Annotated in this window: 28 protein-coding genes; 13 read left to right on the forward strand and 15 right to left on the reverse strand. The window is 62.4% G+C overall.

What is annotated here, in order from left to right; translation table 11 throughout:
- Nucleotides 1–200: 200 nt before the first annotated feature.
- The gene (locus KIO74_RS10715; protein WP_213331979.1) at nt 201–686 is read left to right on the forward strand and encodes an SRPBCC family protein; all 486 of its coding nucleotides are present in this window, start codon (nt 201–203) and stop codon (nt 684–686) included.
- Between the two features lie 192 nt (nt 687–878).
- Nucleotides 879–1,229, forward strand: a complete 351-nt coding sequence (locus KIO74_RS10720; RefSeq protein WP_213331980.1) for a cupin domain-containing protein — start codon at nt 879–881, stop codon at nt 1,227–1,229.
- A 173-nt stretch (nt 1,230–1,402) separates the two neighbouring features.
- On the opposite strand, the gene KIO74_RS10725 is transcribed toward KIO74_RS10720, so the two are convergent.
- On the reverse strand, nt 1,403–1,759 hold the full coding sequence (locus tag KIO74_RS10725) for a DUF488 domain-containing protein (protein ID WP_213331981.1): 357 nt from the start codon (nt 1,757–1,759) through the stop codon (nt 1,403–1,405).
- A gap of 423 nt (nt 1,760–2,182) precedes the next feature.
- Here KIO74_RS10725 and KIO74_RS10730 point away from each other — a divergent pair, with 423 nt between their 5' ends.
- On the forward strand, nt 2,183–2,887 hold the full coding sequence (locus KIO74_RS10730) for a glutathione S-transferase N-terminal domain-containing protein (RefSeq protein WP_213331982.1): 705 nt from the start codon (nt 2,183–2,185) through the stop codon (nt 2,885–2,887).
- Between the two features lie 104 nt (nt 2,888–2,991).
- Here the strand turns inward: KIO74_RS10730 and KIO74_RS10735 are convergent, their stop codons facing one another.
- Nucleotides 2,992–3,690 (reverse strand): RraA family protein, encoded by a 699-nt coding sequence (locus KIO74_RS10735; RefSeq protein ID WP_213331983.1) that lies wholly within the window; start codon nt 3,688–3,690, stop codon nt 2,992–2,994.
- Between the two features lie 90 nt (nt 3,691–3,780).
- On the reverse strand, nt 3,781–5,343 hold the full coding sequence (locus tag KIO74_RS10740; RefSeq protein ID WP_213331984.1) for an ABC transporter substrate-binding protein: 1,563 nt from the start codon (nt 5,341–5,343) through the stop codon (nt 3,781–3,783).
- 293 nt (nt 5,344–5,636) lie between these two features.
- Here KIO74_RS10740 and KIO74_RS10745 point away from each other — a divergent pair, with 293 nt between their 5' ends.
- The 5 genes from KIO74_RS10745 (at nt 5,637) to KIO74_RS10765 (ending at nt 10,452) form a co-directional block, all read left to right on the forward strand.
- The gene (locus KIO74_RS10745; protein ID WP_213331985.1) at nt 5,637–6,374 is read left to right on the forward strand and encodes a FadR/GntR family transcriptional regulator; all 738 of its coding nucleotides are present in this window, start codon (nt 5,637–5,639) and stop codon (nt 6,372–6,374) included.
- 3 nt (nt 6,375–6,377) lie between these two features.
- A complete protein-coding gene (locus KIO74_RS10750; protein WP_213331986.1) occupies nt 6,378–7,319 on the forward strand; it encodes an ABC transporter permease in 942 nt (313 codons plus the stop codon).
- A 120-nt stretch (nt 7,320–7,439) separates the two neighbouring features.
- Nucleotides 7,440–8,369 (forward strand): ABC transporter permease, encoded by a 930-nt coding sequence (locus tag KIO74_RS10755; protein WP_213331987.1) that lies wholly within the window; start codon nt 7,440–7,442, stop codon nt 8,367–8,369.
- 102 nt (nt 8,370–8,471) lie between these two features.
- Nucleotides 8,472–9,662 carry an enolase C-terminal domain-like protein gene (locus KIO74_RS10760; protein ID WP_213331988.1) on the forward strand — a complete coding sequence of 397 codons (1,191 nt, stop codon included), beginning with the start codon at nt 8,472–8,474 and terminating at the stop codon, nt 9,660–9,662.
- A gap of 25 nt (nt 9,663–9,687) precedes the next feature.
- Nucleotides 9,688–10,452, forward strand: coding sequence for an RraA family protein (locus KIO74_RS10765; protein ID WP_213331989.1), 765 nt, complete (start codon nt 9,688–9,690; stop codon nt 10,450–10,452).
- An 82-nt stretch (nt 10,453–10,534) separates the two neighbouring features.
- Here KIO74_RS10765 and KIO74_RS10770 read toward each other — a convergent pair whose 3' ends face one another.
- The 7 genes from KIO74_RS10770 to KIO74_RS10800 all read right to left on the reverse strand — a co-directional run bounded on the left by KIO74_RS10770 (nt 10,535) and on the right by KIO74_RS10800 (nt 16,932).
- Nucleotides 10,535–11,254 (reverse strand): GntR family transcriptional regulator, encoded by a 720-nt coding sequence (locus tag KIO74_RS10770; protein ID WP_213331990.1) that lies wholly within the window; start codon nt 11,252–11,254, stop codon nt 10,535–10,537.
- Nucleotides 11,255–11,558: 304 nt separating this feature from the next.
- Nucleotides 11,559–12,299 carry an aspartate/glutamate racemase family protein gene (locus tag KIO74_RS10775; protein ID WP_213331991.1) on the reverse strand — a complete coding sequence of 247 codons (741 nt, stop codon included), beginning with the start codon at nt 12,297–12,299 and terminating at the stop codon, nt 11,559–11,561.
- Complete coding sequence (locus KIO74_RS10780) at nt 12,300–13,022, reverse strand: ABC transporter ATP-binding protein (protein ID WP_213331992.1); 723 nt, start codon at nt 13,020–13,022, stop codon at nt 12,300–12,302. It lies immediately after the preceding gene.
- Nucleotides 13,023–13,025: 3 nt separating this feature from the next.
- Nucleotides 13,026–13,805 (reverse strand): ABC transporter ATP-binding protein, encoded by a 780-nt coding sequence (locus KIO74_RS10785; RefSeq protein ID WP_213331993.1) that lies wholly within the window; start codon nt 13,803–13,805, stop codon nt 13,026–13,028.
- Nucleotides 13,802–14,785 carry a branched-chain amino acid ABC transporter permease gene (locus tag KIO74_RS10790; RefSeq protein ID WP_213331994.1) on the reverse strand — a complete coding sequence of 328 codons (984 nt, stop codon included), beginning with the start codon at nt 14,783–14,785 and terminating at the stop codon, nt 13,802–13,804. Before KIO74_RS10790 ends, KIO74_RS10785 begins: the two co-directional genes overlap by 4 nt.
- Nucleotides 14,786–14,789: 4 nt before the next feature.
- Nucleotides 14,790–15,656, reverse strand: a complete 867-nt coding sequence (locus tag KIO74_RS10795; protein ID WP_213331995.1) for a branched-chain amino acid ABC transporter permease — start codon at nt 15,654–15,656, stop codon at nt 14,790–14,792.
- 73 nt (nt 15,657–15,729) lie between these two features.
- Nucleotides 15,730–16,932 (reverse strand): ABC transporter substrate-binding protein, encoded by a 1,203-nt coding sequence (locus KIO74_RS10800; protein ID WP_213331996.1) that lies wholly within the window; start codon nt 16,930–16,932, stop codon nt 15,730–15,732.
- 192 nt (nt 16,933–17,124) lie between these two features.
- On the opposite strand from KIO74_RS10800, the gene KIO74_RS10805 reads away from it, so the two are divergent.
- The 4 genes from KIO74_RS10805 to msrC all read left to right on the forward strand — a co-directional run bounded on the left by KIO74_RS10805 (nt 17,125) and on the right by msrC (nt 20,339).
- Nucleotides 17,125–17,538 carry a DUF3830 family protein gene (locus KIO74_RS10805; protein ID WP_213334906.1) on the forward strand — a complete coding sequence of 138 codons (414 nt, stop codon included), beginning with the start codon at nt 17,125–17,127 and terminating at the stop codon, nt 17,536–17,538.
- A gap of 6 nt (nt 17,539–17,544) precedes the next feature.
- A complete protein-coding gene (locus KIO74_RS10810) occupies nt 17,545–18,804 on the forward strand; it encodes a Zn-dependent hydrolase (RefSeq protein WP_213331997.1) in 1,260 nt (419 codons plus the stop codon).
- Entirely contained in the window at nt 18,797–19,711 is a 915-nt protein-coding gene (puuE, locus tag KIO74_RS10815; RefSeq protein ID WP_213331998.1) for an allantoinase PuuE, read from the forward strand. Before KIO74_RS10810 ends, puuE begins: the two co-directional genes overlap by 8 nt.
- Before the next feature lie 130 nt (nt 19,712–19,841).
- Nucleotides 19,842–20,339, forward strand: coding sequence for a free L-methionine (R)-S-oxide reductase MsrC (msrC, locus tag KIO74_RS10820; RefSeq protein ID WP_213331999.1), 498 nt, complete (start codon nt 19,842–19,844; stop codon nt 20,337–20,339).
- 11 nt (nt 20,340–20,350) lie between these two features.
- Here the strand turns inward: msrC and KIO74_RS10825 are convergent, their stop codons facing one another.
- The 5 genes from KIO74_RS10825 to cobF form a co-directional block, all read right to left on the reverse strand.
- Complete coding sequence (locus KIO74_RS10825; protein WP_249730945.1) at nt 20,351–20,980, reverse strand: GntR family transcriptional regulator; 630 nt, start codon at nt 20,978–20,980, stop codon at nt 20,351–20,353.
- Nucleotides 20,981–21,157: 177 nt separating this feature from the next.
- Nucleotides 21,158–22,159, reverse strand: coding sequence for a 4-hydroxyproline epimerase (locus KIO74_RS10830; protein ID WP_213332001.1), 1,002 nt, complete (start codon nt 22,157–22,159; stop codon nt 21,158–21,160).
- Between the two features lie 75 nt (nt 22,160–22,234).
- Nucleotides 22,235–23,530: an NAD(P)/FAD-dependent oxidoreductase gene (locus KIO74_RS10835; RefSeq protein WP_213332002.1), complete on the reverse strand. Its 1,296-nt coding sequence runs from the start codon at nt 23,528–23,530 to the stop codon at nt 22,235–22,237.
- A gap of 22 nt (nt 23,531–23,552) precedes the next feature.
- On the reverse strand, nt 23,553–24,449 hold the full coding sequence (locus KIO74_RS10840; protein ID WP_213332003.1) for a dihydrodipicolinate synthase family protein: 897 nt from the start codon (nt 24,447–24,449) through the stop codon (nt 23,553–23,555).
- A 202-nt stretch (nt 24,450–24,651) separates the two neighbouring features.
- A complete protein-coding gene (gene cobF, locus KIO74_RS10845; RefSeq protein ID WP_213332004.1) occupies nt 24,652–25,413 on the reverse strand; it encodes a precorrin-6A synthase (deacetylating) in 762 nt (253 codons plus the stop codon).
- A gap of 184 nt (nt 25,414–25,597) precedes the next feature.
- Between cobF and KIO74_RS10850 the strand changes: the two genes are divergently transcribed.
- Entirely contained in the window at nt 25,598–26,764 is a 1,167-nt protein-coding gene (locus tag KIO74_RS10850) for a mandelate racemase/muconate lactonizing enzyme family protein (RefSeq protein WP_213332005.1), read from the forward strand.
- The last annotated feature ends 12 nt before the right edge of the window (nt 26,765–26,776 follow it).

The following is a 26,776-nucleotide window of genomic DNA, read 5'->3' on the forward strand; positions in this document are numbered from 1 at the left end:
CGAGGAGGATGGAGATGAGGCAAAATCCCTATCAGGGGGAAAGAACGCACCCATCAGGGGTACGCGGACAATCGCAAACCATGGCATCGTGGCGCAGCCGGCGCGATAGATGCCTGAGGCGAGATCAATGATAGCGTTTACACTACGAAACGCAACTTGCCACCGACCCTACAAAAAACAGATCTAGCGAGGATAACGTTATGACATCGACTGCAACGACATCGGCCACCCACGAGCTTTCGCTCTCCCGCACGCTCGCGGCGCCCCGCCATGCCGTTTTCCGCGCCTGGACCGATCCCACGCTTCTGAAACAGTGGTTCGCGCCTCGCCCATGGAGTGTGAGCGAAGCCAAGCTCGATGTCCGCCCCGGTGGCTCGAACTTCATCGTCATGCGCAGCCCGGACGGCCAGGATTACCCCAACCGTGGAGTTTATCTCGAAGTCGTCGAAAACGAGCGGCTCGTCATCACGGATGCCTATAGCGAGGCCTGGGTTCCTTCAGAAAAGCCGTTCATCACGATCATCCTGACCTTCGAGGAAGAGGTCGGCGATCCCGGCAAAACCCGCTATACCGCACGTGTCCGCCATTGGACGGCCGAAGATCGTGAAACCCATGAAGGCATGGGGTTTCACGAGGGCTGGGGCCGCTGCACCGACCAGCTGGAAGAGCTGGCAGCGAGACTGTGAGTTAGGCCGACCCGCCGCGCGGATTTCCATGACCGGGGTCAAGACCGGCCGGCGCGACTTCCAGCTTATCGCGGCACATGAGAATCAGGCATAGGGGTCAGAGCGCATTTGCTAGGCCGGGTCGGGGTTATCCGACGGCCTGGCTGCAGCGCATCCATGTCCCGCGCATTTCGCAACCTGCAAGGAAAAGCCATGTCCCTCCTGAAGACCATTGCCACCAAGGCGCTCGGCGATGGAGCCCAATCGAAAATTGATCCCGATCGCCTGCTGGAGGGCGACCCAACCTGCACGACCTGGGAGCAGGACGCGATCGACGGCAAGGTGGAGACGGGGGTCTGGCAGATGACACCCGGCAAGAACCTCATGCGCAAGAGCGATATCTACGAGTTCTGCCATATTCTCGAAGGGGTGGTCGAACTGACCGAGGAAGGCAAGGAGCCCGTGACTTACCGCGCCGGGGATAGCTTCGTGATGAGGCCTGGCTTCGCCGGTACCTGGAAGACGATCGAGACTGTCCGCAAGATCTATGTGATCATCGACTGACCGGGCGAACTCAATCGCAAGCTCCGCGGCCCCGATCACCGGACACTCGTCAATACGAGGCCGTTGGTCGGGATCAGCTGGTAGCATCGCGGTTGCGCGCTCCCGTCCTATCCCATCCCATATCTATCCCTTTCGTCCCCATCGCTTGCGATACCCATGGGGCCGTTGCGGCGTCAATCGTGCCGCCTTTCGAGGTAATTCTTCAGGGCCACCGCATTATTGTGGGTCGTCTCCCGTGATGCATAGAGAAGCGTGACCGGCCCCTTCGCTACGAGTTCCTGCAACGGCTTCAAGGCCTCTGGATGCGCATCGAGCTCCATCGCATAGCGCCTGCAGAACTCATCCCAGAGCTCAAGCTTGCTATGAAACAGCGCGCGCAGTTCGTTGCTCGGAGCGATATCACGGAGCCAATCCGTAAGCTCGGCCGCGTCGCGACGGACACCGCGCGGCCATAACCGGTCGACGAGTACACGCGCGCCGTCGGAAGGGGATGGTGCCTCATAAATTCTCTTGGTCATTATATCTGTCATCGCAGCGCATTGGCGTTTTGACGCCATCCCTCCCTCGCTGAGGTAAAATCTCGGAAGAGTGATCTTCGCGCCGAAACCCGAAGTTCCCGAAGCTCAATTATGAGGTCTGATGAAGGGGCTCCGCAATCGCATCAAAGAGCGGGCGACGGGCCGCTGTGGAAACCCAAGTGCAAGCCTCATTGCCGCGTCCGACGCCGCAGGCTGATACGATGATAAGGCGGCCAGATACCGATCAATCGGCACGAATTAGGCCGCGCAGCGCGTCGCGCCAGCCCCCGACATCGCATGACGGACGGGGACGGCATGTTTCCAGGGTGGTTGCTCAGGTTATCGCCTGGCGCAACACTGCGGGCAGGAATCATCCCCAAGGGGTATTCGCCGCCGAGGCGGCCCTGTCCCCCCCGATACCGAGGAAAGCCCTTCATGCCCGATCTTTCCACATTTGCCATAACCGCTCGCTGGCCGGCGCAGCATCCCGAGCGTATCCAGCTCTACTCCTTGCCGACGCCCAACGGCGTCAAGGTCTCGATCATGCTGGAGGAGACCGGGCTCCCCTACGAAGCGCATACCATCAACATCGGCCAGAACGAGACCTGGACGCCGGAGTTCCTGTCGCTCAACCCGAATGGAAAAATCCCCGCGATTATCGATCCGGACGGGCCAGACGGCAAGCCGCTTGGCCTGTTCGAGTCCGGCGCCATTCTGCTCTATCTTGCCGAGAAGACGGGTCGCTTCCTGCCAAACGACGCCGCCGCGCGCTACGAGACGATCGAATGGGTATTCTTCCAGATGGCCGCGGTTGGGCCGATGTTCGGCCAATTGGGCTTCTTCCACAAATTCGCCGGTCGTGAAATTGAGGACAAGCGCCCGCTTGAGCGCTACCGGGCAGAATCCAAACGCCTCCTCGGCGTGCTGGAAACACGCCTGGCCGGCCGTGAGTGGATCATGGGAAGCGCGTATACCATCGCGGATATCTCGCTTCTCGGCTGGGTCCGCAACCTCGTCGGCTTCTATGGCGCGGGCGAGCTCGTCGACTACGCCAGCCTGACGAACGTGCCCCAGTGGCTCGAGCGCGGTCTTGCCCGTCCTGCCGTGCAGCGCGGCCTGGAGATCCCGGCGCGCCCTTGAGACCCTTGGCATTGGGGCCTCGCGGGAGGCTTCGTCGCTCAGAACAGAACGATCCCGGACGGCGCCGTCCGGGATCGTCGTCCGGCCCTCGCCTCGATGAAGAATCAAAGCTTCTTGTAGCGCCCGTAGACCTCCTCGGCATCATTGGCCGGATCGGCGAAATCGGCGCGGGCGCGCGTTTCCGTCGCCGCATGTTCCTCCGCCAGCCGTAGGACCTCCAGCGCCCGCTCCTTCGGGATCACGAGGACACCGTCGATGTCACCGAACATGAAGTCACCCGGATTGACCGTGACAGTCGCGCTCAGATTGCCGCGCAGCGTGATGGGCTGCTGCCAGCGATAGTAGCTCCAGCGCGCGACGGCCTCGACGGGCGAGTGATAGCGACGGAAACAGGGAAAGCCCATCTTGAGGATGAGCCCGCTGTCCCGAATGCCGCCATCGATGACAGCCCCGGTCACGCCCTTGGCGCGACCGAGCACCGCGTTCATCTCCCCATAATGAGCGACCCTCGCATCGAAACCGCAGTCGCGGACGTCGACGCAGGGATGGCGCATGTCGCCGAACATCTTGATGCGCCGCTCCCGAAGCCCGGGATCGCCGGTCGGGTCGGCGATCCCCTGCACGGTGAAGGCCGGCCCGGCGATGACCATGTCGTCCCGCAGCGGCCTGATGTCCGTGGCGAGCGCCTGGTTGGGCAGGCCCATCTCATCCATGATGTCATAGACAAGCCCGGTATAAAGTCGCTTGTATCGCTCAATGACATCGAGCATATCCGGCGCGCCGGACAACACATTGAACGTCATCCTGTCACTCTTATCTGTCGATTACACTGATAATTTTTACCCGCGAAACCAGTATCCGTTCCTGGAGCTGGATCAGCCCCTGGAACAGAATTAGCTCTTGGCTATCCAGGCTTCCGCCAACTGCCAGGCTCCGCCCGAATCCAGGATGATGTTCTGCAGTTCCTTGCGCGCGACGTGGCGCGCTTCCCGGAAGAACAGCCAGGAATAGTAATTGTTGGTGTTCAGCGCGGTCTGCAGCTGCTTGTAGATAGCCTTGCGCTTGGCCTGATCCGTCTCCTCACGCCCTTGATCCACCAACTTGAAGATTTCCTCATCGTTGATGCCGGACCAGTTCTGCGCAGCCGTGCGTCCGAAGAAGGGCCCGAAGACCTGATCCGGATCAGCGCGCGGCACGTTCACACGGCCAATGGCGATCTCATGTTGATGATCGAGAACCTTTGGCACCCAGGCCTGCCGTTCGAGGATCTCGATCTCAAGGTTGATCTTGAACGGCTTGAGTTGCGCCTGGACGATCTGCGCGACCTGAGTGTCGGGATCGCGCTGGATGATCGACAACTTGGCGTTGAAGCCGTTCGGCTGTCCACCCTCCTTGAGAAGCTCCTGCACCTTGGCCGGATTGAGGCTGGGCGCGGGCACACTCGCGTCAAAAGCCCAATCCGTCGGCGGCACCCAGGTGGGCGTTACAGCACCAAAGCCACGCGTGATGCCCTTCATCAGGACATTGCGATCGACGCCGTAGTTGACAGCCGCGCGTAGGGCCGGGTTGGTGAATATTCCTTTCTTGACGTTGAAGGTCATCCATTGCGCTATACCCGGCGGAACAGCAACAAGCTTCAGCTCGGGATTGGCTTGCACCTCCTCGAAATCACGCGGCGTCACGCCATCGACGAGTTGCACGCCCCCGGACTTGACCTCGACCATCTTGACGGCTGTCGTCGGGATAATGCGCAGGACCACTGCATCTGAATAGGGCAGCTTCTTTCCGTCCGCACCATCGCGCCAGTAGCGCTCGTTGCGCACGAAGCGGATATGGCTGCCGCCAACCCATTCCGCAAATTTGTAGGGTCCCGTGCCGACGGGCTGCCTGCCGAAATCCTGCCCCAGCTTCTTCAACGCGGCCGGCGAGCACATCATGCCCGCCTCCACCGCCAGCGACGCAAGGGCGGCGCCTGACGGCTTCTTGAGCTTGATGCGAACCGTCATGGGATCAACCGCCTCGGCGCCCGCGAGATCAGCGAGATCGGGCGTGCGCGGCGCCGTCGATCCCGGCGCGATCACGCGGGAGATATTCGCAATCACCGCATCCGCATTGAATGGCTCCCCGTCATGGAAAACGACATTCTCGCGCAACTTGAATACGATCGATTGCTTGTCTTCGGACCACTCCCAGCTCGTTGCGAGCGATGGTTGCAAATTGCCCTGCTCGTCAAACTTGAGAAGTCCCTCAAACATCTGAATCAATGCATAGCGATCTGAGGTCGGCGCGTCGCCCATGATGGGATCGAGGCTCTTAGGCTGCAGATCCATGGAAGCCGTTATGGTGCCCCCGCGAACCGGAGCACCCTGCGCAAAAACCGGAAGGCCGGAAAAGCCAGCCAGCAGACCAGCGCCCGAAGCACCTGCCAATAATCCACGACGTGAAATGATGGTCATGAAAGGTCTCCTCCAAACGGGCACGCGCGGCATCCGCGGCACCTCATTGAGACCTACATATCAGATATGTTGACGAAGGTGCAATAGGGTTTCATGGAGGCTATCACGGCAACCAAAGGCCGCGCGGGCGGTACATTTACGCAAGGCCTGCGACGGCCTCGTTACAATTTACTCATAAAAATCATTAATTTAATTGATCCAAAGCCGAGCGACGCCAAGAGCGCGAGACAATTTTCAACCTATCAGATAGGCAGCCGATTGACCGATTCGAACTATTAAGATATCTGTTAGGTATGTTGGAAACGTCCACGACAACAAACGATAAACAGCGCCTGACCGAAACGGTCACCCAATTCATCATCGATAGGGTGAGCCAGAAGGTTTTTCGCCCAGGGGACTCCCTGCCTTCCGAGGCCGATCTCGCGCGCCAGCTTAACGTGTCGAAGCCCGTCGTGCGCGAGGCGTTAGGTCGGCTCGCGGCCCTTGGCATCGTCCAGATTCAGCAGGGCAAGCCCACGACCATTCAAGGGCTGACCGTGGCGCCGCTGGACCAGTTCCTCCGGCTGGCCGTGCGCACCATCGACAACGGGCTGCGCGAAGCCATCGAGTTGCGGCGGGCCGTTGAAACGGAGATTGCCGCACTCGCAGCGGAACGGGCAACACCCCTGCAGATAGAGCAGGTCGAGATCGCCCTCGACAAGATGAAGCGCAATATCGACGGCAGTCTGGAGCAATGGCTGCAGGCAGACTTCGCCTTTCACGTGGCGCTCGCCCGCTGTTCCGACAACACCTTGTTTGAGCATTTCATGGAGGCGCTGGGCGATACGATCCGCTTTACGCAGCGTGCGCTTGGCCTGCAGCGTGACTTGCGTGATCCGGCGGCGACCTTTGCCCGCCATGAGGCGATCGTCGATGCCTTGAAGGCGAAAGATCCCGCGGCCGCCCGCGCCGCGATGATCACCCATTTCGCCTTCACCGATGCCGTCGTGGCAGAGATCGCGCGCGATCATCGCCGCCTTGACCGGTTCTGAGCCATGTTCAGCTATTTCTCGCGCAAGCTGATCCAGATGCTGCCTGTGGCGTTTTTCGTCACTGTCATCGTCTTCGCTTTGACCAATCTGTTGCCTGGGGACCCGACCGTCACCATTCTCGGCGAGCAGGCGACCGCGGAGCAGCGCGCGGCGGTGCGTGTGGAATATGGCCTCGATCAGCCCGCGCCCGTCCGCTACGTCACATGGCTCGGCCGCGTCGTCCAGGGCGATTTCGGCCGTTCACTGCGCACCCGCGAGGACGTGGGCGACATGCTCAGCGCGCGCATCCCCGTGACGCTCGAACTCGCCTTCCTGTCCATTCTGATCGCCGTTGCTATCGGTGTGCCGGCGGGCATCATCGCGGCACGTTTTCGCGGCACGCTCGTCGATGTGATGACCAGTTTTCTCGCGATGTCTTCGGTTGCCATCCCCTATTTCTGGATGGGGATACTTCTGATCATGCTGTTTTCACTGAAACTCGGTTGGCTTCCAGCGTCGGGATACGTCAAGTTCATCGACGATCCGGCGCAGAATCTCCGCCTGATGATCCTGCCGGCACTGACCATCGGCACCGCCTTCGCCGCGCTCGTCATGCGGCAGACACGCGCCTCGATGCTGCAGATCCTCTCGCTCGACTACATCCGCACGGCACGCGCCAAGGGTCTCAGCGAACTCATCGTGGTGCTGAGGCACGGCCTGCGCAACGCGTTGATCCCGGTCATCACCGTGATCGGCCTGCAGATCGGCGCGCTGCTTGGCGGCGCGGTGGTGACAGAGACCGTCTTCGCGCTACCGGGCCTCGGCCGCATGCTGGTGGACGGCATCTTTCAGCGGGACTTTCCGGTGATACAGGGCGCTATTCTGTTCATCGTCATCGCGGTCTTCGCGGTTAATCTCTGCACCGACTTCGTCTATCGCATCCTGGACCCGCGTGTTCAGGTGTAGACCGTTCAGATATAGACCGTCCGCCGCGTACAGTCTTCACCATTCGCGCTCGCGAACGCTTCGCGCCCTAGGGGCAGGCTAACGACAGAAGCCCGCGCGGACGTTCGAGGAAACGGGACGATGAGCGCATCGAATGAGGGTGGCACAGTGACCCACGTGAGCTCCATGGCCGAGATCCCATCCGCGGGACGCCCGCGCGCATCGCGGTCGCCCAGCGCGATCTTCCTGCGGCGTGTTCTCACATCCTGGCAGGGCGCGTTCGGCGTCACCGCGCTCGTGATCATTGCCCTGCTGGGGCTGCTCGCTCCCTGGCTATCGCCTTATTCGCCGATCGATATCGACCCTGACGCCTTCATGGAGCCGCCGAGTGCAGCCCACTGGTTCGGCACCGACGAGATCGGACGCGACGTGCTGTCGCGCGTGCTCTACGGGGCAACCGTCTCGTTGCAGGTCGTCGTTTTCGCCATCGCCATCGCGCTCGCCGCCGGCTCGCTGCTGGGGTTGATCTCCGGCTGGCTGGGCGGGCGCTGGGATGCGCTTATCATGCGCATCATGGATGCCTTCCTCGCTTTCCCGCTCCTTGTCCTTGCGCTCGCCATCGTCGCTGTGCTCGGCCCCGATCTCATGAACGCGATGCTGGCGATCGCCATAACCAAGACGCCGGGCTTCGCGCGGCTCGTCCGCAGCGAGGTTCTGGCGTTGCGCGAGATCGACTATATCAAAGCCGCGGAATCGGTCGGCGTCAGCAACGCGCGCATTCTTCTGCGCCATGTCTGGCCGAATGTCTCCGGCAATGTCATCGTTTACGGCTCCTTGTCTGCCTCCCAGGCCCTGATTACGGAAAGCGCGCTGTCCTTCCTCGGCCTCGGCGTGCAGCCGCCTACACCGAGCTGGGGATACATGGTGGCAACCGGTATTCAGTTCTACCAGTCCTGGTGGATGAGCTTCTTTCCGGGGCTCGCCATCTTCATCACTGTACTCGCCTTCAACTTCCTCGGCGATGCCGTCCGCGACGCACTCGACGCCCGGCTCGGCGGGCGCCGGGACTAGATTAAATCAGCATTTGGATAGCATCGGACGATACCAGTCGCCGCCCGGTCGCGCGTGATACTCGCCAGCCGGAGGGGCTCGCTCAACTGAGGACTCCAGTTCATGAAGATCATCGACATGAAGGTGCGCTGCGTGGCTATCCCGCTCAACGCACAGCTACGCCACAACACGGGTGTTCATCCCGGCTATCTCATGCGCACGGTGCTGGAGCTCATCACGGACGAGGGGATCGTGGGCCTCGGGGAAGTGGGCGGCGGCGATCAGCGCGGCGCCTTGATGAAACTGAAGCCGCGTATTCTTGGGATGGACCCATTCCATCTCGAATTGATCAAGCTGAAGACACTGCGCGCGATCTATTATCTCTCGAATGCTAGGCTCTATGCCGCGATCGAGATGGCCTGCCTCGACATTCAGGGAAAGGCGTTGGGGCGGCCACTCTGCGATCTTCTCGGCGGGCCGGTGCGTGACCGCATTGCGATGATCGCCTATCTCTTCTGGCGCTATGATCGCCCTGGGGGCGGCCATGATGACCATCCCGAAGACATGGCGGATCTCTGCCAGGAATTGCATGAGACGCTTGGCGTCAACGCCATGAAGCTGAAGGCGGGCGTGCTGGCTCCCGAGATCGAGGCGCGCGCCGTCGAGCTCTGTCGCGAGCGGATGGGACCGCAGTTCGGCCTGCGCATTGATCCCAATGGCGTGTGGTCCGTGCCAACGGCCATTCGCATCGGCCAGCGGCTGGAAGCCGTCGGGCTGGAATACCTGGAGGATCCCTCATGGGGCCTGGAGGGCAACGCGGCTGTGCGCAAGGCTGTCCGCATTCCCATCGCCACCAATATGTATCCGGCTAAATTCGATGATCTCGGGCCCGCGATCCGCATGGCAGCCGTTGATATCGTGCTCACGGATATTCACTATTGGGAGGGTCCGCGCGGCGTGAAAGATCTTGCCGCGATCTGCCGGACGTTTGGTCTCGGCGTCGCCATGCATTCCGGATCCGAATTCGGTGTCGAGCTCGCCGCCATGCTGCATACGGCGGCAACGATACCGGAGATGACCTTCGCCGGCGACGCCCATTACCACTACCTCATGGACGATATCATCGAGGGTGGGTTGATGCGCTACGAAGGCGGGGCGATCCGTGTGCCGACGGGCCCCGGTCTCGGCGTCACGCTGGATGAAGACAAGATGCGCCACTACGCGGCCTTCTACGAGGAGAAGGGCGACTACTACGCGCGCTTCCACCAGGACCCCTACCGGCCGGACTGGTATCCCGTCGTCGGCGGCCTGTGACATAGTCCACAAGGAGACAATCAGAATGACGACCTCAGCGGTCAAGACCGATACCGGTGCCCTCCAGCGTGAGGCTGCCATGATGAACCTGGAACAGTTGATCCGGGAGCGGGAAGTTGTCGATATCGTGCCGCTCTCGATCCCCGATGACGAGTTGCTCGCGCGATACGAACGGATCTACACGGGCGCGATCAGCGACGTCCTGCGTGAGCATTGCCTGATGGACCAGGCCTTGCCGGGCTCGCTGATACCGCTTCGGCCCGAGAAGACCGTGGCGGGCTTTGCCTTTACCGTCAAAAGCGCGCCCAGCACCAAGGTCTCGGGAGAACTGACCTTTCGCACCGGCATGCTCGACGCGATGTCCGCGGGGAGCTTCGTGGTCTGGGATACGTCAGGCGATCTCGAAGGAACGGCCTGGGGTGGCGTGATGACGGCGACGGCCGTCGGCAAGGGCATCCGCGCCGCTGTGATTGACGGCGGCATTCGCGACACCCATCAGATCCTCGACAAGGACTTCCCCATCTACTACCGGTATCGCAGCCCCAACGGCTCTCTGGGGCGCTGCCTGATATCCCATTACCAGATCCCGATCCGCATCGGCGCGGCGTGGATCAGACCCGGGGACGTCGTCGTCGGCGACATCGATGGCGTCATCGTCGTGCCGCGCAAGGTTGCCATCGCCGTTCTGCTGCGCGCCGAGGAAATCCTCACAAATGAGAAGAAAATCTTCGGCTGGGTCGCTGACGGCGAGAGCATCCAGTCGATCGCCGACAAGGGCGGCTATTTCTGATCGCGCCACGATTGGCCGGCGTCATCCCCGACGACCGCGCGCGCCTGCGCGTCGGGGATAGCCCCCTGCCCCATGCACTTCGTCACGGCTTGTCGATGGCCAGGACGTCGGCCAGCCGGGACGTTTCCTTTTTCTCGCGGCCGAGATCGAGCCCGGAGAGCAGATCGACGATGTGGCTCTTCATCAGCGCCGCCGCATCGCTCTCCGCGCCTTTGGCGAGAGCGTCGCACAAGGCCTGATGCGCGTGACGCTCGCAGGTCGTGTCGCGACGACGCCAATAAAGCGCGATGATGAGAGACGACCGCGAGACCAGATCACGCACGAAGCCCGTCAGGATCGAATGATCCGCGATTTCCGCGATATCGACATGGAAACGCGCCGATAGGGCAATGGCGTCAGCATCCCGCCCGGCATGCAGCGCCTCATGTTCCCGTTCAAGGTGCTGGCGCAGGCGGACGATATCGGCGGGTTTGGCAGCCGCCGCGGCCAATGCGGCGACCTTCGGCTCGATCAAGGCCCTTGCCTCGAAAATCTCGCGCGCTTCCTTCTTGGACGGCTCGGCAATGAAAGCCCCGCGATTGGGCTTCAACTGCACCAGACGGTCATGCGCCAAGGCCTGCAGGGCGGCCCTCACAATCGTACGGCTGACCGAATAGATTGAGGCGAGCTCATCCTCCGGCAGCTTTGTGCCGGGAGACAAGCGATGGCTGATGATCGCTTCGCGCAGGCTGTCATAAAGGGGCCGCCAGCCGGCGATGCGCGCGCTGTCCTGTTTCAACGACGTCTCACGCGTATAAGTCATGTATCATTCAGGGACCTAGTTCCGGAACCCTGCCGCCCGGTTGTACGCAAAGGCACAACCCACCGGATGCCTCCCCGGATCGGTGGTTCGACGCGCGCGTATCTCTCCCCATCCTCGCGGGCGTTAGATCACTGGTTCGGAGCAAGCAACATATTCCGACAGGAATGGCGCTTTCCACAAGCTGCACCCATTGCCACAGCCAGATGTGCGACGTCAATTCCCGGTTCAGCCGGAGCTTTCCATCTCCGGCCGATGTCTCGCCTCATGAACCTGACGGCTCTCGCCCCCATGCCCCTCCTCCCCCTCAGTCGTCCGAGCCTCCTGGTGAGGCCGGGGCGAAGATACCCCCGAAGGACTTATGCCCCGGTGAGGCATAGCCCCCGCGCTTCGAGGTTCTGAGCCCGAGGCTGACGAGCCCCTCCGCAAGCTTCACAGCGCAGGCCACACCATCGAGCACGGGCAAGCCGTGCTCCGCCGACAGGCGATCGGCGAGATCCGTCATTCCGGCACATCCCAGAACAATCGCCTCCGCACGATCTTCGATGATCGCCCGCTCGATTTCCGCCGAGATCGTGCGGCAGGCATCGGAGCCGGGACGCTCCAGTTCCAGCACGGGGATGTCCGAGGCGCGCACGCGGGCGCAGCGTGACGAGAGCCCGTATTTCACGAGATTATGTTCGATGGCCGGCACCGAGCGTGCCAGCGTCGTCACCACGCTGAAACGCCCCGCCAGAAGGCTCGCCATGTGGAATGCCGCCTCGCCGATGCCGATCACCGGCGCGCTGGTGACGCAGCGCGCGGCCTCGAGACCCGTATCGTCGAAACAGGCGATAACGTAGGCATCCATATTCGGAGCCTTGCGCATTTCCGCAAGCAAGCCTGGCACGGCGTAGACTTCGTCGAAATATCCCTCGATACTGGGCGGCCCATCGACTGGGTTGACGGCGATGATCTCCGTGCCCGCAGCTGCGACACGCTTGCCTGCCGTCCCGATCTTCTCCGTCATGGAAGCCGTCGTATTGGGATTCACGACCAGGATACGCACCTAAACCTCTCCACCAAGATACAATTCCTTGACACGACTATCCGACAACAAATCAGCTGAGTCTCCGCTCAATGCCACCCGTCCCGTCGCGATGGCATAGGCGCGCTGCGAGATGCGCAAGGCCATGCGCGAGTTCTGCTCTACCAGGAGGACGCTGACCTTGTCCTCCCTATTGATCGCAACGATGGAGCGGGCGATGTCCTGCACCAGCTTTGGCGCGATGCCGAGCGAGGGCTCGTCCAGCAGCAACAACCTGGGGCGTGCCATCAGCGCGCGGCCGATGACCAGCATCTGCTGTTCGCCGCCGCTCATTGTGCCCGCCGCCTGGGAATAGCGCTCCTTGAGACGGGGAAAGCGCGCCAGCACCATGTCGAGGCTGTTCCTCACCTCCCCCTTGTCCGAGCGCGTGAAGGCTCCCATCAAGAGATTGTCGCGCACCGTCATGATCGGGAAGACACGCCGCCCCTCCGGCACCATGGAAATGCCCATGCGGACGATCGCGTCCGGCCCAGCCTTGTCGATGCTGCGCCCATCGTAGTGGATGGAACCCGAGCGGATGCCCTTCAGGCCGGTGATCGCGCGCAATATGGACGACTTGCCGGCGCCGTTCGCGCCGATCAATGCGACAGTCTCGCCCTCCTGGACGTCGATCGACACGCCCTTCAAGGCATAGACATGATCGTAGTAAAGTTGAACATCCTTGAGGCTCAGGAGATTAGCCATCGGTCAAAGTCCAATCGATTCATCTTCGACGCCGAGATAAGCCTCGATGACCGCCGGATTTTCCTTGATCTCTCCGGGCGTTCCCTCGGCGATCTTCTGTCCGAAGTTGAGAACGACGATCCGGTCCGATATCGTCATGACGGCGGGCATGTCATGTTCCACCAGAAGGACCGTGACACCGCGTTCCCGCACACCCCGGACGATCTCGACCGCGCGTTGCGTCTCCTCGTGGTTCATGCCGGCGAAAGGTTCGTCGAGCAGGATGACGGCCGGGTTCGTGGCGAGGCCGATGGCAATTCCGAGCGCGCGCAAATGCCCGTGAGGCAGGTTGCTGGCGACTTCGTTGCGCATGGCCGACAGGCCGAGGAAGGCCAGTATCTCATCCGCCGACCGTCCGAACTCCACTTCATCCTGCCGCGCAATGCGGGTGCCCAGGAAGAAGCCGGCGAGGCTCGCGCGCGAACGCAGATGGTGCGCCGCGATAACATTGTCGCGCACCGTCATCGCCTTGAAGATCGTCGTCTCCTGAAAGGTGCGCACCACGCCCTTGCGGGCTGTCTGGTGCGGGGCGAGGCCCGAGATCCGCTCCCCCCGGAAACGGACCTCGCCCGAAGTCGGCGTGACAAATGAAGAAATCAGCTTGAACAGTGTGGACTTGCCCGCGCCGTTCGGCCCGATGACGGACAAGATCTCCTTTTCCCGCACGGTAAAGGAGACGTCCTTGACCGCGACAAGGCCGCCATAGCGTTTCGTGATGCCGGATACCGCGAGAATATCGTTCATGGCGAGACCTCGCCACGGCGGCGCGACAGGCGCAGGCTGAGTAGGCCGTTCGGCAGAACCAGCATCAGAGCGATGAGGATGATGGAAAAGACCAGCAACTGGAAATCGCCAAAACGGTAAAGCAGGTCCCACCCGAAGTAGAGCACGAAGGTCCCGAGTACGGGGCCGAAGACGTAGCCAAGGCCACCAAGAAAACAGTTCAGCATGAAGTTGACTGAATCCGCGACGGTGAAGCTCGAGGGGTAGATGGACTGGGTAATCGACGCGAAGATCGCACCGCCAACGCCACCCAGGAAGGACGAGATCGCATAAGCGATGACGCGGAGCCGCGCGATATCGACGCCGATCGACGAGGCCAGTTCCTCATTCTGCTGTAGGGATTGACAGAGATGGCCAATGCGCGAGTTGACCAGCCTGTACATGCCGACGAAGCACAGGAGCATGAGCACGACGGCCATGATGTAGAAGGCGAGCCGCGGATTTTGCAGTGTGGCGAAGTCCGGGATCAGCGTCAGACCGAAAATCTGCACCGCCCCGGGCAATGGAATGCTGACGATGCCCTTGGCACCGTTGGTAATCGGCAAGGCCAGCGCCAGAAGCCGTGCCACCTCGGTCAGGACCAGGGTGACCATCGCGAAATAAACGCCGCGCAGCCGCAGGATCGGCAGCCCGATCAATACGCTGGCGCCGGCGCAGAAAAGCCCCGCCAGCGGAAGGGTGAGCCAGAAGGAAAACCCGTAGCGCGTCACGAGCACGGCGGAGACATAGCCGCCGACCAGGGCATAGGCGCCCTGTCCGATGTTGATGCGGCCGATGTAAAAGGTGAGCCACACCCCGGCACTGATGATGCTCAACAGGGCTACAGACGTCAGCGTATAGTAAAGATCGGCTCTCCCCGTCGCGTTGATGGCCACCGGCACAATGACCAGAAGCAGGATGGCAGCAATGGCGACGGTGAGAACCTGGCGGACATGGGACATGCTCTCACCCCCAGGGCTTGCCCATCAGCCCGTTCGGGCGGATGCTGAGAAACACCATGAGAAGAACGAAAATCACAAGATAAGTGATGTCGCCGAACTCGCGCAGCACAGACAGTCCGACGGATTCCATCATCCCGAGAATGAAGCCGCCCGCGATGGCTCCGCCGACGACGCCCGCACCGCCGATCATCACCATCATGAAGGCCTTGATCGAGATCGGACCGCCAATACCGGAGTTGATGCCGGTGATCGTCACCAGGAGACCGCCCACGACACCGGCGAGCATCGCGCCGAGCGCGAAGCCAATCATCGAGTAGCGATCGACATTGACGCCCATGAGCTGGGCCGCGACACGATCCTGCGCGAGCGCCCGCATGGCGCGTCCCGTCTTGCTGTACTGCATATAGAGCACGAAGGAGAGAATCATCAGGATCGCGACGATACCCACGACGATCCGATCATAAGGCATGACGATCGTGTCGGAGAGGAAGACGCCATTGACGATTTTGGGCACGCCGCGCTGCTTTTCCCCGAACAACAGCAGGATGAGCGCGTCAAGCAGGAAGGCGATGGCCGCCGCGAGAAGCATGGTGCTCTCCTCGCGCTGGCTGCGGCGAATGACGGGCCGAAACAGGTACTTTTCGCAAAGGGCCCCGACAACCGCCAATGTCAATCCGGAACAGAGCAAGGCCAGTATGAATGGTAATTGCAGCTGCCCGTATATCGTATAGACGACGAATCCTCCAAGAACATACATCTGCCCATGGGCAAAATTCAGCACGTTCATCAGGGCGAATATCAGTGTAAGGCCAAGCGCGATCAAGGCATATTGGGCACCGAGGTAGAGCCCGTTAACGAGAACCTGTTCCATTCGGCGTAACCCCGCGTGCAGGAGACCCGGGGGTCTTATCCCCAGGTCCCGAAGGTGCATTGAGGCGGCCGTGTCAGTCGACCGAGCCGACGAACAGGGTCTGGAACTTCCCGTCCTTGAACTCTGTCACCACCATCGGCACGGAGACCTGGCGCTTCTGGCCGAAGGACGTCGTGCCGACATACTTCAGGGGATGTCCATCCTTGACGTAAGGATTGGGCGCGCTGAAGTTGTCCATCGTCTTCTTGTATTCCTCGACATTATCGATGGCCGCGGGATTGGCCTTCAGCGTCTCGATAATATAGTCGAGCGCATAGACCTTGGTATTCGACTCGTCGTTGTATTCACCGAACTTCTTCGTGTAGCGATCGATGAATTCATCCATAGCCTTGGAGCGAATTTCAGGCGTCGACGCGCCACCAACCGAGATAAAGCCGTTGGCAAGCGCTCCCGCGCCCTCCTGCAGCACAGTCGCGTCCTGGGCGGTCTCCGCGGAGATCAGCCCCTGATAGCCGAGCTCGCGCGCGGCGCGGATGAGGAGCGGCGCGTTCCCCGGCGCGACGCCCGACAGGACGAGCAGGTCCGGCTTCAGACGAACAATCGGCGTCAGCACGGGGGTGAAGTCACGCGTGTCGTTCTGATAGGTGTCGTTGGCCGCCACGACCTCGAGGCCTAGCGCCTTGGCGGCGGCAACGCCACCGTCGCGCTGGCTCAGCGGGTCGGACTCGTTGGCCGCGACAAAGGCGACTTTCTTCACGCCCTTGTTTTCTTTCAGATATTTGTAAATCTCGGGCGCGGACTGGTAATTCGCCACCATGCCGAGCACGGCGTTGGACGCCGGCTTCTCATAGAGGGTCTTCGGGAAGGCGTAGGGGAAATAGATAATGCCCTTTGACTCGGCGACAGGGCGGACCGCGGCCGCACCGTCATCGACATTCGGACCGACGACATAACGAATACCTTCCTGCGCCATCTTCTCCATGCCGGCGATCGCGCGGCGCGGGTCCTTCTGATCGTCGAAGGTCACAACCGTGATCTTGTAGGTGTCGTTGCCGATCTTCACGCCGCCCTGCTCATTCAGCCAGTCGGCGCGGGTCTGCATGGACCGCACGTTCGAGGTACCCCAGGCCGCAGCGGGGCCGCTCGTGACCCCGACGAAGCCGATCTTGAGCTCCTTGGTCTGCGCCAGCGCAGGCGTGAGCGCGCCGATAGCCAACGCGCCAACGGAGACAGCTCCCAGAGCCACGATCTTCAATGATGTGCGTCTTGTGATCATTGTTCGGTTCTCCCCTCTGTCGCTCCGCGTTTGATTGGGACGCCGATGTCTCGCGCCCAGCGGATGCCGCCAGTCTGCCCCCATGAAAGCGGATGATTGTTCACATTGCAAGAAGAACTCGTATACAATAATCTTCCAAATTGGATGTAAATTGTCGGCGGCTGATGCCGCTTGAGGCAGACCGAGGGACCGATGTCGAAAATTCGTATTACTGCAGGGCCTTACACGTTTGAAGCGGTGCTCGAAGAAGAGGCAGCGCCCAAAACTTGTGAGATCTTTCGCAAGCTCCTGCCGTACAAAGAAAGAATCATCCACGTTCGCTGGAGCGGTGAGGGCTGCTGGATTCCCCTCGGCGAGCAGGATTTCGGCCTGACCTTCGAAAACGCCACGAGCTTTCCCGCCCCCGGTCAATTCATCTTCTATCCCGGTGGCTACAGCGAGACGGAAATGCTGCTGGCCTATGGCGGCGTGCGCTTCGCGAGCAAGATGGGGCAGCTCGCCGGCAACCATTTCATGACGATCACCAAAGGCCAGGAAAACCTCGTGGCGCTCGGCAAGCGCACCTTGTGGGAAGGCGCCCAGGACATCCTTTTCGAGAGCCTGTGACCGACCATGCCTGACGCGTCAACGGCCAATCTCGCGATCAATGCCGAGCGGCTCTGGTCGAATATCATGACAACGGCTGCCTTCGGTGGCACGCCCAAAGGCGGCGTCCGTCGCCTGACCTTGTCGGCGGAGGACAAGCAGGTCCGCGATTGGCTGGTGGCGCGGGCGCAAGCCTCCGGCTACGAGGTCGGCATCGACCAGATCGGCAATATGTATGTGCAGCGACCGGGCCGCGAGCCCGGCCGCCCGGCCGTCGCCATCGGTTCCCATCTCGATACCCAGCCGACCGGCGGCAAGTTCGATGGCATCCTCGGCGTGCTTGCGGGCATCGAGGTGCTGGAGACGCTGGACGAAGCCGGCATCGTGACCGAGGCACCGCTCTGCGTCGTCAACTGGACGAATGAGGAAGGATCGCGCTTCGCGCCCGGAGAGCTCGGCTCGGAGGTCTATGTCGGCCATGTCACGCTGGATGCCGCGCTCGCCTGCCGCGATGCCGAGGGCGTGACTGTCGGTGAGGCTCTCGCCCGCATCGGCTATGCCGGTGCGGAAGTACCCGGCGCCCGGCGCTTCGCCGCGATGGTGGAACTCCATATCGAGCAGGGGCCGCTTCTCGAGGCGGAGGGCCTGACCATCGGCGTGGTCACGGCCGCGAAGGGACAGCAGTGGTACAACGGCGTGGTGAGCGGCCGTGAAAGCCATGCCGGCACCACGCCGATGACGCTGCGTCGCGATGCGTTGATGGCCTTCGCGGAGCTCGCGCTGGTTGCCGAGCACATAGCCCGCGCCCACGGCCCTGACGGGGTCGGCACCATCGGCATGGCCAGCGTCAGCCCCGGTTCGCGCAATACCGTGCCCGGCGAGGTCAGCTTCAGCCTGGAGTTTCGTCATCCAGACCGCGACCACTTCGGCCGCATGCGTACCGAGATGCGCGCGGAGGTCGAGCGCATCGCGGCCACGCGGGGCGTGGCCATCACGCTTGATCCGATCTGGAGCATGGAGCCGCTGTCGTTCTCGCGGGACGTCGCCGCCCAGATAGCCCAGGCGGCCGCCGAACGCGGATTGCCCTATCGGAATATGACGTCCGGCGCCGGCCACGATGCCTGCGCCGTCGCGTCAGCGGTGCCAACCGCCATGATCTTCGTGCCGTGCAAGGACGGCGTCAGCCACAACGAAGCCGAGAGCGCCACGCCGGAGGATTGCGCCGCCGGCGCCAATGTCCTTCTGCACGCCGTGCTCGCGCTCGCCGGAGTTTCCCACAATGACTGAAGCTTCCTATCCCCGCGATCTCATCGGCTACGGCCGCACGCCGCCGGCCGTCCAGTGGCCAGGGAAGGCACGTGTCGCCGTCCAGTTCGTCGTGAACTATGAGGAAGGCGGCGAGAACTCAATTCTGCATGGCGACCCGGCCTCCGAGGCCTTCCTGTCGGACGTGCTCGGTGCCCAGCCCTGGCCGGGGCAACGCCACATGAATGTGGAGAGCATGTTCGAATATGGCGCGCGCGCCGGCTTCTGGCGCCTACGCCGTATGTTCGATGAGCGCGGACTTAAGGCGACGGTCTTCGGCGTCGCGACCGCGCTCATGCGCAGCCCCGAGCAGGTCGCCGCCATGAAGGAATCCGGCTGGGAGATCGCAAGCCACGCGCTCAAGTGGATCGAATACCGCACCATGTCCGAGGCGGAGGAGCGGGCGCACATGCAAGACGCCATCCGCATCCATCGTGACGCGACGGGCGAGCGCCCCCTCGGCTGGTACACCGGACGCTCGTCCGAGAACACGCTGCGCCTGGTGATGGAGGAAGGCGGTTTCGCCTATTCCTCCGATTCATACGCGGATGATCTACCCTATTGGGTGTCGGGCCCACAGGGCGCGCATCTCATCATTCCCTATACGCTCGACGCCAATGACATGCGCTTCATCAACCCGCAGGGCTTTCAGGATGGTGAAGCCTTCTTCCGCTATCTGAAGGACAGTTTCGACGTCCTCTACGCGGAGGGCGCGACCCATCCGAAGATGATGACCGTCGGCCTGCACTGCCGCCTGGTGGGACGCCCCGGCCGCGCTGGCGGCCTCGCGCGGTTCCTGGATTATATCCAGAGTCATGAGCAGGTCTGGGTGGCGCGCCGGCTGGACATAGCTCGCCATTGGCAGGCACACCATCCGCCATCGGCATAAGGCGAGCCGTCTCCCCCCGGGGGCGAGTAGCTTCGATCCAGGCACCACCGCGCGCGCCCGCGATTGGACCTTGCGCCAGGCGCCTCATGCTGCCACTTCCTCTACGGACTGTGCGCATAGGGAGGCAGCGATGTTCGAGACGCGCGTCGTGGACAGCACTGACAAGGCGGCGTTCTATCGTGAGCTCGGTGAGCAACTGCAAGCGCTCCTCTCCGGCGAAACGGATGCCATTGCCAACGCCGCCAATACATCGGCGCTGCTCTTCCATCTGATGCCGGACCTCAACTGGGCCGGGTTCTACCTCATGCGTGACGGCGAACTTGTGCTCGGCCCTTTCCAGGGCAAGCCTGCCTGCGTCCGCATTCCCGTCGGTCGCGGCGTCTGCGGCACCGCGGTCGAGCGACGGAGCTCGGTGCTCGTCGCCGATGTCCACGCTTTCCCGGGCCACATCGCCTGCGACGCGGCCTCCCGCTCGGAACTGGTCGTCCCGTTGATCAACGACGGCGCGGTCATCGGGGTCATCGATCTCGACAGCCCCGATGAGGGGCGCTTCGACGCGCTGGATCAAGACGGCATCGAAGCCGTCGCGGCCATCTACCTGTCGGCCAGCGACGTTGGTCGAGGGTAACGACCCGCAGGCTATTTCGTGCGCACGAGCGCGTTGAGCGATGCCGACACATTGAGGATATGCGACGCCAGGAGCTTCGCGGCGGTCGCGAATTGCCGATCCTCGCATAGCCGGAGGATTTCACGATGCTCCTCCTCCGCGCGCGCTCTGGCGCCGGTCATGGACAGCTGGACGCGCGTATGGCGGTCGCACTCCTGCAACAGATTGAAGACAAGCCCCATCGAACGGGGTCTACCGGCATGCTGATAGAGAAGACGGTGGAACTCGGCATTGAGCTCGCCCCAGCGCCTCACGTTGGCCTCCTCAAGCTCCCGGTCATATTCGTCGAGCAGCGCACGCATGCGGGCGAAGTCTTCCCCGGTCAGCTTCGGAGCGGAGCGCTTCAGCAACATCGGCTCGATCGCGGCGCGCAGGTCGAACAGCTCGTCGATCTCCTCGCTTGTGAGCTCGCTCACGACAGCGCCCCTGTGCGCGTTGATCCTGACGAGGCCTTCCGCTTCCAGCTGCACCAGCGCTTCCCTTAAAGGAATGCGGCTTATGCCGAGTTCCTCCGCCAGCGCGGCCTGGCGCAATTGCTCTCCCGAACGCAGTTCGCCGTCCAGAATCCGACGGCGCAATTCATCGGTCGCACTCTGCGCCATTGTGCGGTGCTGTAGCGCTTTGCCAGAGCGAGGGGAGGCGATCGTCATACGCGAATTACCTGGATTGAAGCCACGGGCGCTTCTGTCTCACGCGTGGCCTTGAATGGCAAAGCGGTGGATGGGGAGAGCCCTCACCGGCGCGATGGTCCATGCGTCAGACCACCGAACTTCTGACTTTCAGAGGACCTGAAAGCCATGGGCATAGGGGTCCCGATCATCGATGAAGATGGTGTTGTAGCCGGTCGTCCGTGCCCATCCCGCAATGGAGGGGATGATCGCCGGCTTGCCGCCCACCGTCGTCGTCCGCTCCACCCGGCCATGGAAGAGCGAGCCGATGATGCTTTCGTGGATGAAGGCGTCCCCTTCCCTCAGCCGTCCCGTCGCCGCCCAATGCGCCATGCGCGCTGAAGTGCCCGTGCCGCAAGGGGAACGGTCGATGGCCTTGTCGCCGTAGAACACCGCGTTGCGCGCGGTCGCCTCGGCCTCGGTCGGCGCGCCTGTCCAGAGCACATGGCTGAGCCCCTGGATTTCCGGCTTTTCCGGATGGCTAAAGCTATAGCGCGCGTTGAGGGACTGGCGGAGCCCGCGGCTCATCTGGACGAGATCCGAGGCTGTGAAATCCGCCATGTCGCGATAGCGCTCCTGCGGTTCGACGATTGCGTAGAAATTGCCGCCGTAAGCCACATCGACGGTAATCTCGCCGAGAACGGGGCAATCAGCCGTGAGCCCCTGGGAATGAAGGAAAGCCGGCACGTTAGTGAGCCGCACCTCCTCGACATGGGCGCCCTCCTGTCGGTATTCAGCCACCACCAAGCCGGCTGGCGTATCGAGGCGCAGCACGCCGGGCTCACGCGGTGTGACGAGCCCGTGCTCGATCGCCATGGTGACCGTACCGATGGTGCCATGCCCGCACATCGGCAGACATCCAGAGGTCTCGATGAACAGGATCGCGACATCGCAATCCGCGCGCGTCGGCGGATAGAGGATTGAGCCGGACATCATGTCGTGTCCGCGCGGCTCGAACATCAAGCCGGTCCGGATCCAGTCATACTCGCGCAGGAAATGGGCGCGCTTCTCGATCATCGTGTCGCCCTTGAGGTTCGGCCCGCCGCCCGAAACGAGGCGCACGGGATTGCCGCAGGTATGACCGTCGATACAGAAGAAGCTGTGGCGAGCCATGGGGGCCTCCGCTCTTTTCCTGGAGTAATTCCGATCCATCGGATTACTCCAGGCCTTTGTTTCTACGCATTTTCTTCACGCGAACCGGTTTCCACTTCGCTCGAAAATGCTCTGGAAACGTTGCGGTGAAAAGGGAGCGATATCAAGCGCCGGCGCGCGACCCGCGATGAGATCCGCCACCAGCCGTCCCGTTCCGGCCGATTGCGTCAATCCGAGATGGCCGTGGCCGAAGGCATAGATGATTGTCCGCGCCGCGCGAGACGGCCCGATAACCGGCAGACTGTCGGGCATTGACGGGCGAAAGCCCATCCATTGGCGCCCGCCGCCCGTCTTCAAGCCGGGCAGGAAATCCGCGGCCTTGCGCAGCATCGCCTCCGCGCGCGCGAAATTGGGCGCCCGGGTGAGGCCGCCGAGTTCGACGGCTCCGCCCACGCGGATGCCCGACGACAAGGGTGTGATGACGAAGCCGTGGCTGCCAAAGATGAGCTGACGCCGGATATCGAAAGCCTCCAGCGGCAAGGTGGTGTTGTAGCCACGTTCGGTCTCGAGCGGCACGTCATCCCCCAGGGCGCGTGCCAAGGGTTTGGACCAGGCGCCGCAGGCGATGACGGCCTGCCGCGCCATGATGGTGCTGCCATCCCCGCAATCGAGAGCAACGCCGCCCTCGACGGGACGCACCCTGGCGATATCCTGTCGTGCGACGTGCCCTCCCCTACGAATGACGCGAGCGGCGAGCGCGCTGGCAAAATCGTAAGGGTCAGAGACGGTCTTCCAGCCGGGAACGAAGGTGCCCGCCACGAAGCGTGGCGCCAGCCCGGGCTGGAGATCGGCCATGTCAGCGCCGCGCACATGCTGGAAGGCGATGCCCTGCTTCTCGCGAGCCGTCCATCCGGCGATCGAAGCCGCAAGTTCCGCCTCGCTTTCGTAGAGTTCGAGAGATCCGTCCGAACGGATCATGCCGCCAAGATCAGCCGAGACGACGAGCCTGGCCATCTCCTGCGCGGCAAGGCGCATCATCGACGCCTGCACCACCATCGCGTCGCGCACGCGATCCGGCCAGCTCGCCCGCCAGAAACGGATGAGCCAGGGCAGGATCTGGGGCAGATAAGCCGGCGGGATGGTGAGCGGGCCCAGCGGATCGACAAGCCAGCGGGGCGCCTTGCGCATGATGCCCGGAGACGCCAACGGCAGGATGTCCGAGAACGCGAAGGCGCCGGCGTTGCCGAAGCTGGCGCCGTGAGCAGGCTCGCCCCGGTCGATCAGCAGAACATCGCGCCCGTCGTCCTGCAGGAAGGACGCCGCCGCTATGCCGATGATGCCGGCACCGACGACCGCGACATCCACTTCGCTTTCGACTGCGGGATGCGTCACGCCCCGATCTCCGTCTTTGCGCTCAGCCGAAGGCCGGCAGCGCGGGGCGAATCTCTAGCGCATTCCTGATGACCGATTCCACACGCTTGCGTGTCTCACCGGAAAGCGGTTGGCGCGGGGCGCGCACACGCTCGTTCGAGCCAATGGCCAACATCTCCGCCAGCTTGATATTCTGGACGAGATAGGTGCTCACATCGAGATCGAGCAGAGAACGGAACCAGCGGTAGAGCGCCAGCGCCTCGGCATGGCGGCCCTGCTTCATCAGGCGGTAGATGGCGACCGTCTCCTTGGGAAAGGCGCAGACGAGACCCGCGACCCAGCCCACCGCGCCGACCGCAAGCGCCTCGTAGGCGAGATTGTCCACCCCCGTCAGCACGGCGTAGCGATCACCCAGGCGATTGAAGATTTCGGTCGTCCGGCGAATGTCGTCGGAGGATTCCTTGATGGCGACGAAGCGCTTGTCCGAGGCGAGCTCCTCCATCAGGGCCGGCGTCACATCGACGCGATAAGCGATCTTGTTGGAGTAGATCATGATCGGCAGATCGCCGGCCTGGGCGACCGCCCGCAGCGTCGAGACCGTCTCGGCCTCGTTCGTCTGATAGACAAGGCTAGGCACCACCATCAGCCCATCAGCGCCCGCCTTGGCGGCGCGCTGCGCGATCTCACAGCTTTCGCGGGTGGAAGCCGCGGCGACCGTCATCAACACGGGCTTGCCGCCGCTGACGGACTTCGCCGTGCGCATGACCTCAATGCGCTCATCCAGCGTCATCATCGGGCCCTCGCCCAGCGAGCCGCAAACAATGAGGCCATCGCAGCCGGCCTCCATCTGCATGGCAAAGCAACGGGTCATCTCGTCATGATCGAGAGAACCGTCTTCCTTGAATTTCGACGTCACCGCGGGAAGGACACCAGACCACATGCCTTTTTCCTCCAAGAGCCAAAACCGATCAGACCGCAGGCAGAGTGAGCAACGACCAATGCATTGTCCGCTCCCCCGAAAACAAGCTGCGGGGAATCAGGAACGGGCTTGAGCCAGGGCGGGGCCACGCGCCACGCCATTCCTGAATAAAATATACAATATTCAATCCAGGGCAACACCGTACCGAAGCAGCGACCTGCGCTCAGCGCGTTTTGGGCCCACGCAGGAGATAGGTATCCATGATCCAGCCGTTCTTATCGCGCGCCTCCCGCCTCACACGATCGATCTCCCCGGCGACCTCATCGAGCGGGCCGGACACGAGAATTTCCTCCGGCGTGCCGAGATAGGCGCCCCAGTAGATCTCAAGATCCTGACCGACGAGACGCTTGAACGCCTGTCCACCGTCGAGCATCACGACCACCGTGTCTGCTTCGTCCGGCAAGGCCTCGCCCAGCTTTCGACCTGTCGTCACATGCACCGGTTCGCCGATCCGGTTGAGGGCGATGCGATGCTGCGCGGCCAGCGCCTGCACGCTGGTGATACCGGGAATGACCCGATAGTCGAACGGGAACGGGGCCTTCGCGTCGATCTCCTGGATGATGCGCAGCGTGCTGTCGTAGAGGGCAGGATCGCCCCACACCAGGAATGCCCCGGTTTCACCGTCGGCCAGTTCGCTCTCGAGAAGAGCCGTGTAGCGCGCCTCGATTGCCGCATGCCATGCCGCCACATCGGCCTTGTAGTCGTCGCTCTTGCCGCGCACCGGGACCTCGATGCTCACGAAGCGGTAACCAGGTCGGCGGATGAAGCGCGCGCAGATCTCCTCACGCAACTCACGGAGGGCGGCCTTCTCCGCGCCCTTGTCGGGAATGAAGAAGACATCAGCCTGGTTGAGGGCCTCTATCGCCTGAACGGTGAGATAATCCGGATCGCCGGCGCCTATGCCGATGATGAGAACTTTGCGCATCCGAACCTCGCTCCACCCAGTGTCTCCAAGCGAACCGGTTTTCCCTTCGCTCGAAAATGCTCCAGCCGTCCATGCGACGACATACAGCATGCCGGGGAATGTCGCATCCAGGACGGCCAGATGGGGAGACGAGGCGGAAAAGAATGCTACTGTCGCCCTTCGCCGGGACGACTGGGAGCTTTTCATGCGTATTGTCGACGTCCGTGAAATGACCGCGTCGATCGCCTCGCCGATCGCCAATGCCTATATCGACTTCTCGAAGATGACCTGCTCGGTGGTCGCCGTCGTCACGGATGTGGTGCGCAACGGCAAACCCGTCATCGGCTACGGGTTCAACTCCAACGGCCGCTACGGCGCTGGCGGCCTGTTGCGCGAGCGCTTCCTGCCGCGCCTCAGGGAAGCCGCCCCAGACAGCCTCATCACCGACGCCGGCGACAATCTCGATCCCTTCAAGATCTGGTCGACCCTGATGACCAACGAGAAGCCCGGCGGCCATGGCGAGCGTTCGGTTGCAGTCGGCACCATCGACATGGCCGTCTGGGATGCCGTCGCCAAGATCGAGGACCGCCCGCTCTATCGCGTGCTCGCCGACCGTTATCGCGATGGTGTCGCCGACGACAAGGTCTGGGTCTATGCGGCCGGCGGCTACTATTATCCCGGGAAGGATCTCGGCGCGCTGCAGGATGAAATGCGGAGCTATGTCGATCGCGGCTACCACGTCGTCAAGATGAAGATAGGCGCCGCCCCGCTCGACGAGGATCTCGCCCGCATCGACGCGGTGCTCGAGATCGTCGGCGAAGGCGCGCGGCTCTGTGTCGACGCCAACGGCCGTTTCGATACCGAGGCCGCCCTCGCCTACGGCGAGGCCCTGAAACCCTATGGCCTGTTCTGGTACGAGGAAGCCGGCGATCCGCTCGACTATGCCATCCAGGCCGAGCTCGCGGAGCATTATGACGGGTCGCTCGCCACCGGCGAGAACCTGTTCTCGCATCAGGATGCGCGCAACCTCATCCGCTATGGCGGCATGCGGCCCGAGCGTGACTTCCTGCAGTTCGACTGCGCGCTGAGCTATGGGCTCGTCGAGTATCTCAGGACGCTCGACGTGCTGACGGAGAATGGCTGGTCGAGCCGGCGGGTCGTTCCGCACGGCGGCCACCAGATGTCACTGAACATCGCGGCTGGGCTGCATCTCGGCGGCAATGAATCCTATCCCGATGTATTCCGGCCGTTCTGCGGCTTTGCCGACGGCATCCGCGTCGAGAACGGCTATGTCGGCCTCCCGGACGCTCCCGGCATCGGCTTCGAGACAAAGGCCGAACTTTTCGCCGTCATGAAGAAGCTCGCCGAGTGATAAATGTGCGGC

It is taken from the genome of Chelatococcus sp. HY11 (assembly GCF_018398335.1).
In the GTDB taxonomy this organism is placed as follows: Bacteria; Pseudomonadota; Alphaproteobacteria; order Rhizobiales; family Beijerinckiaceae; genus Chelatococcus.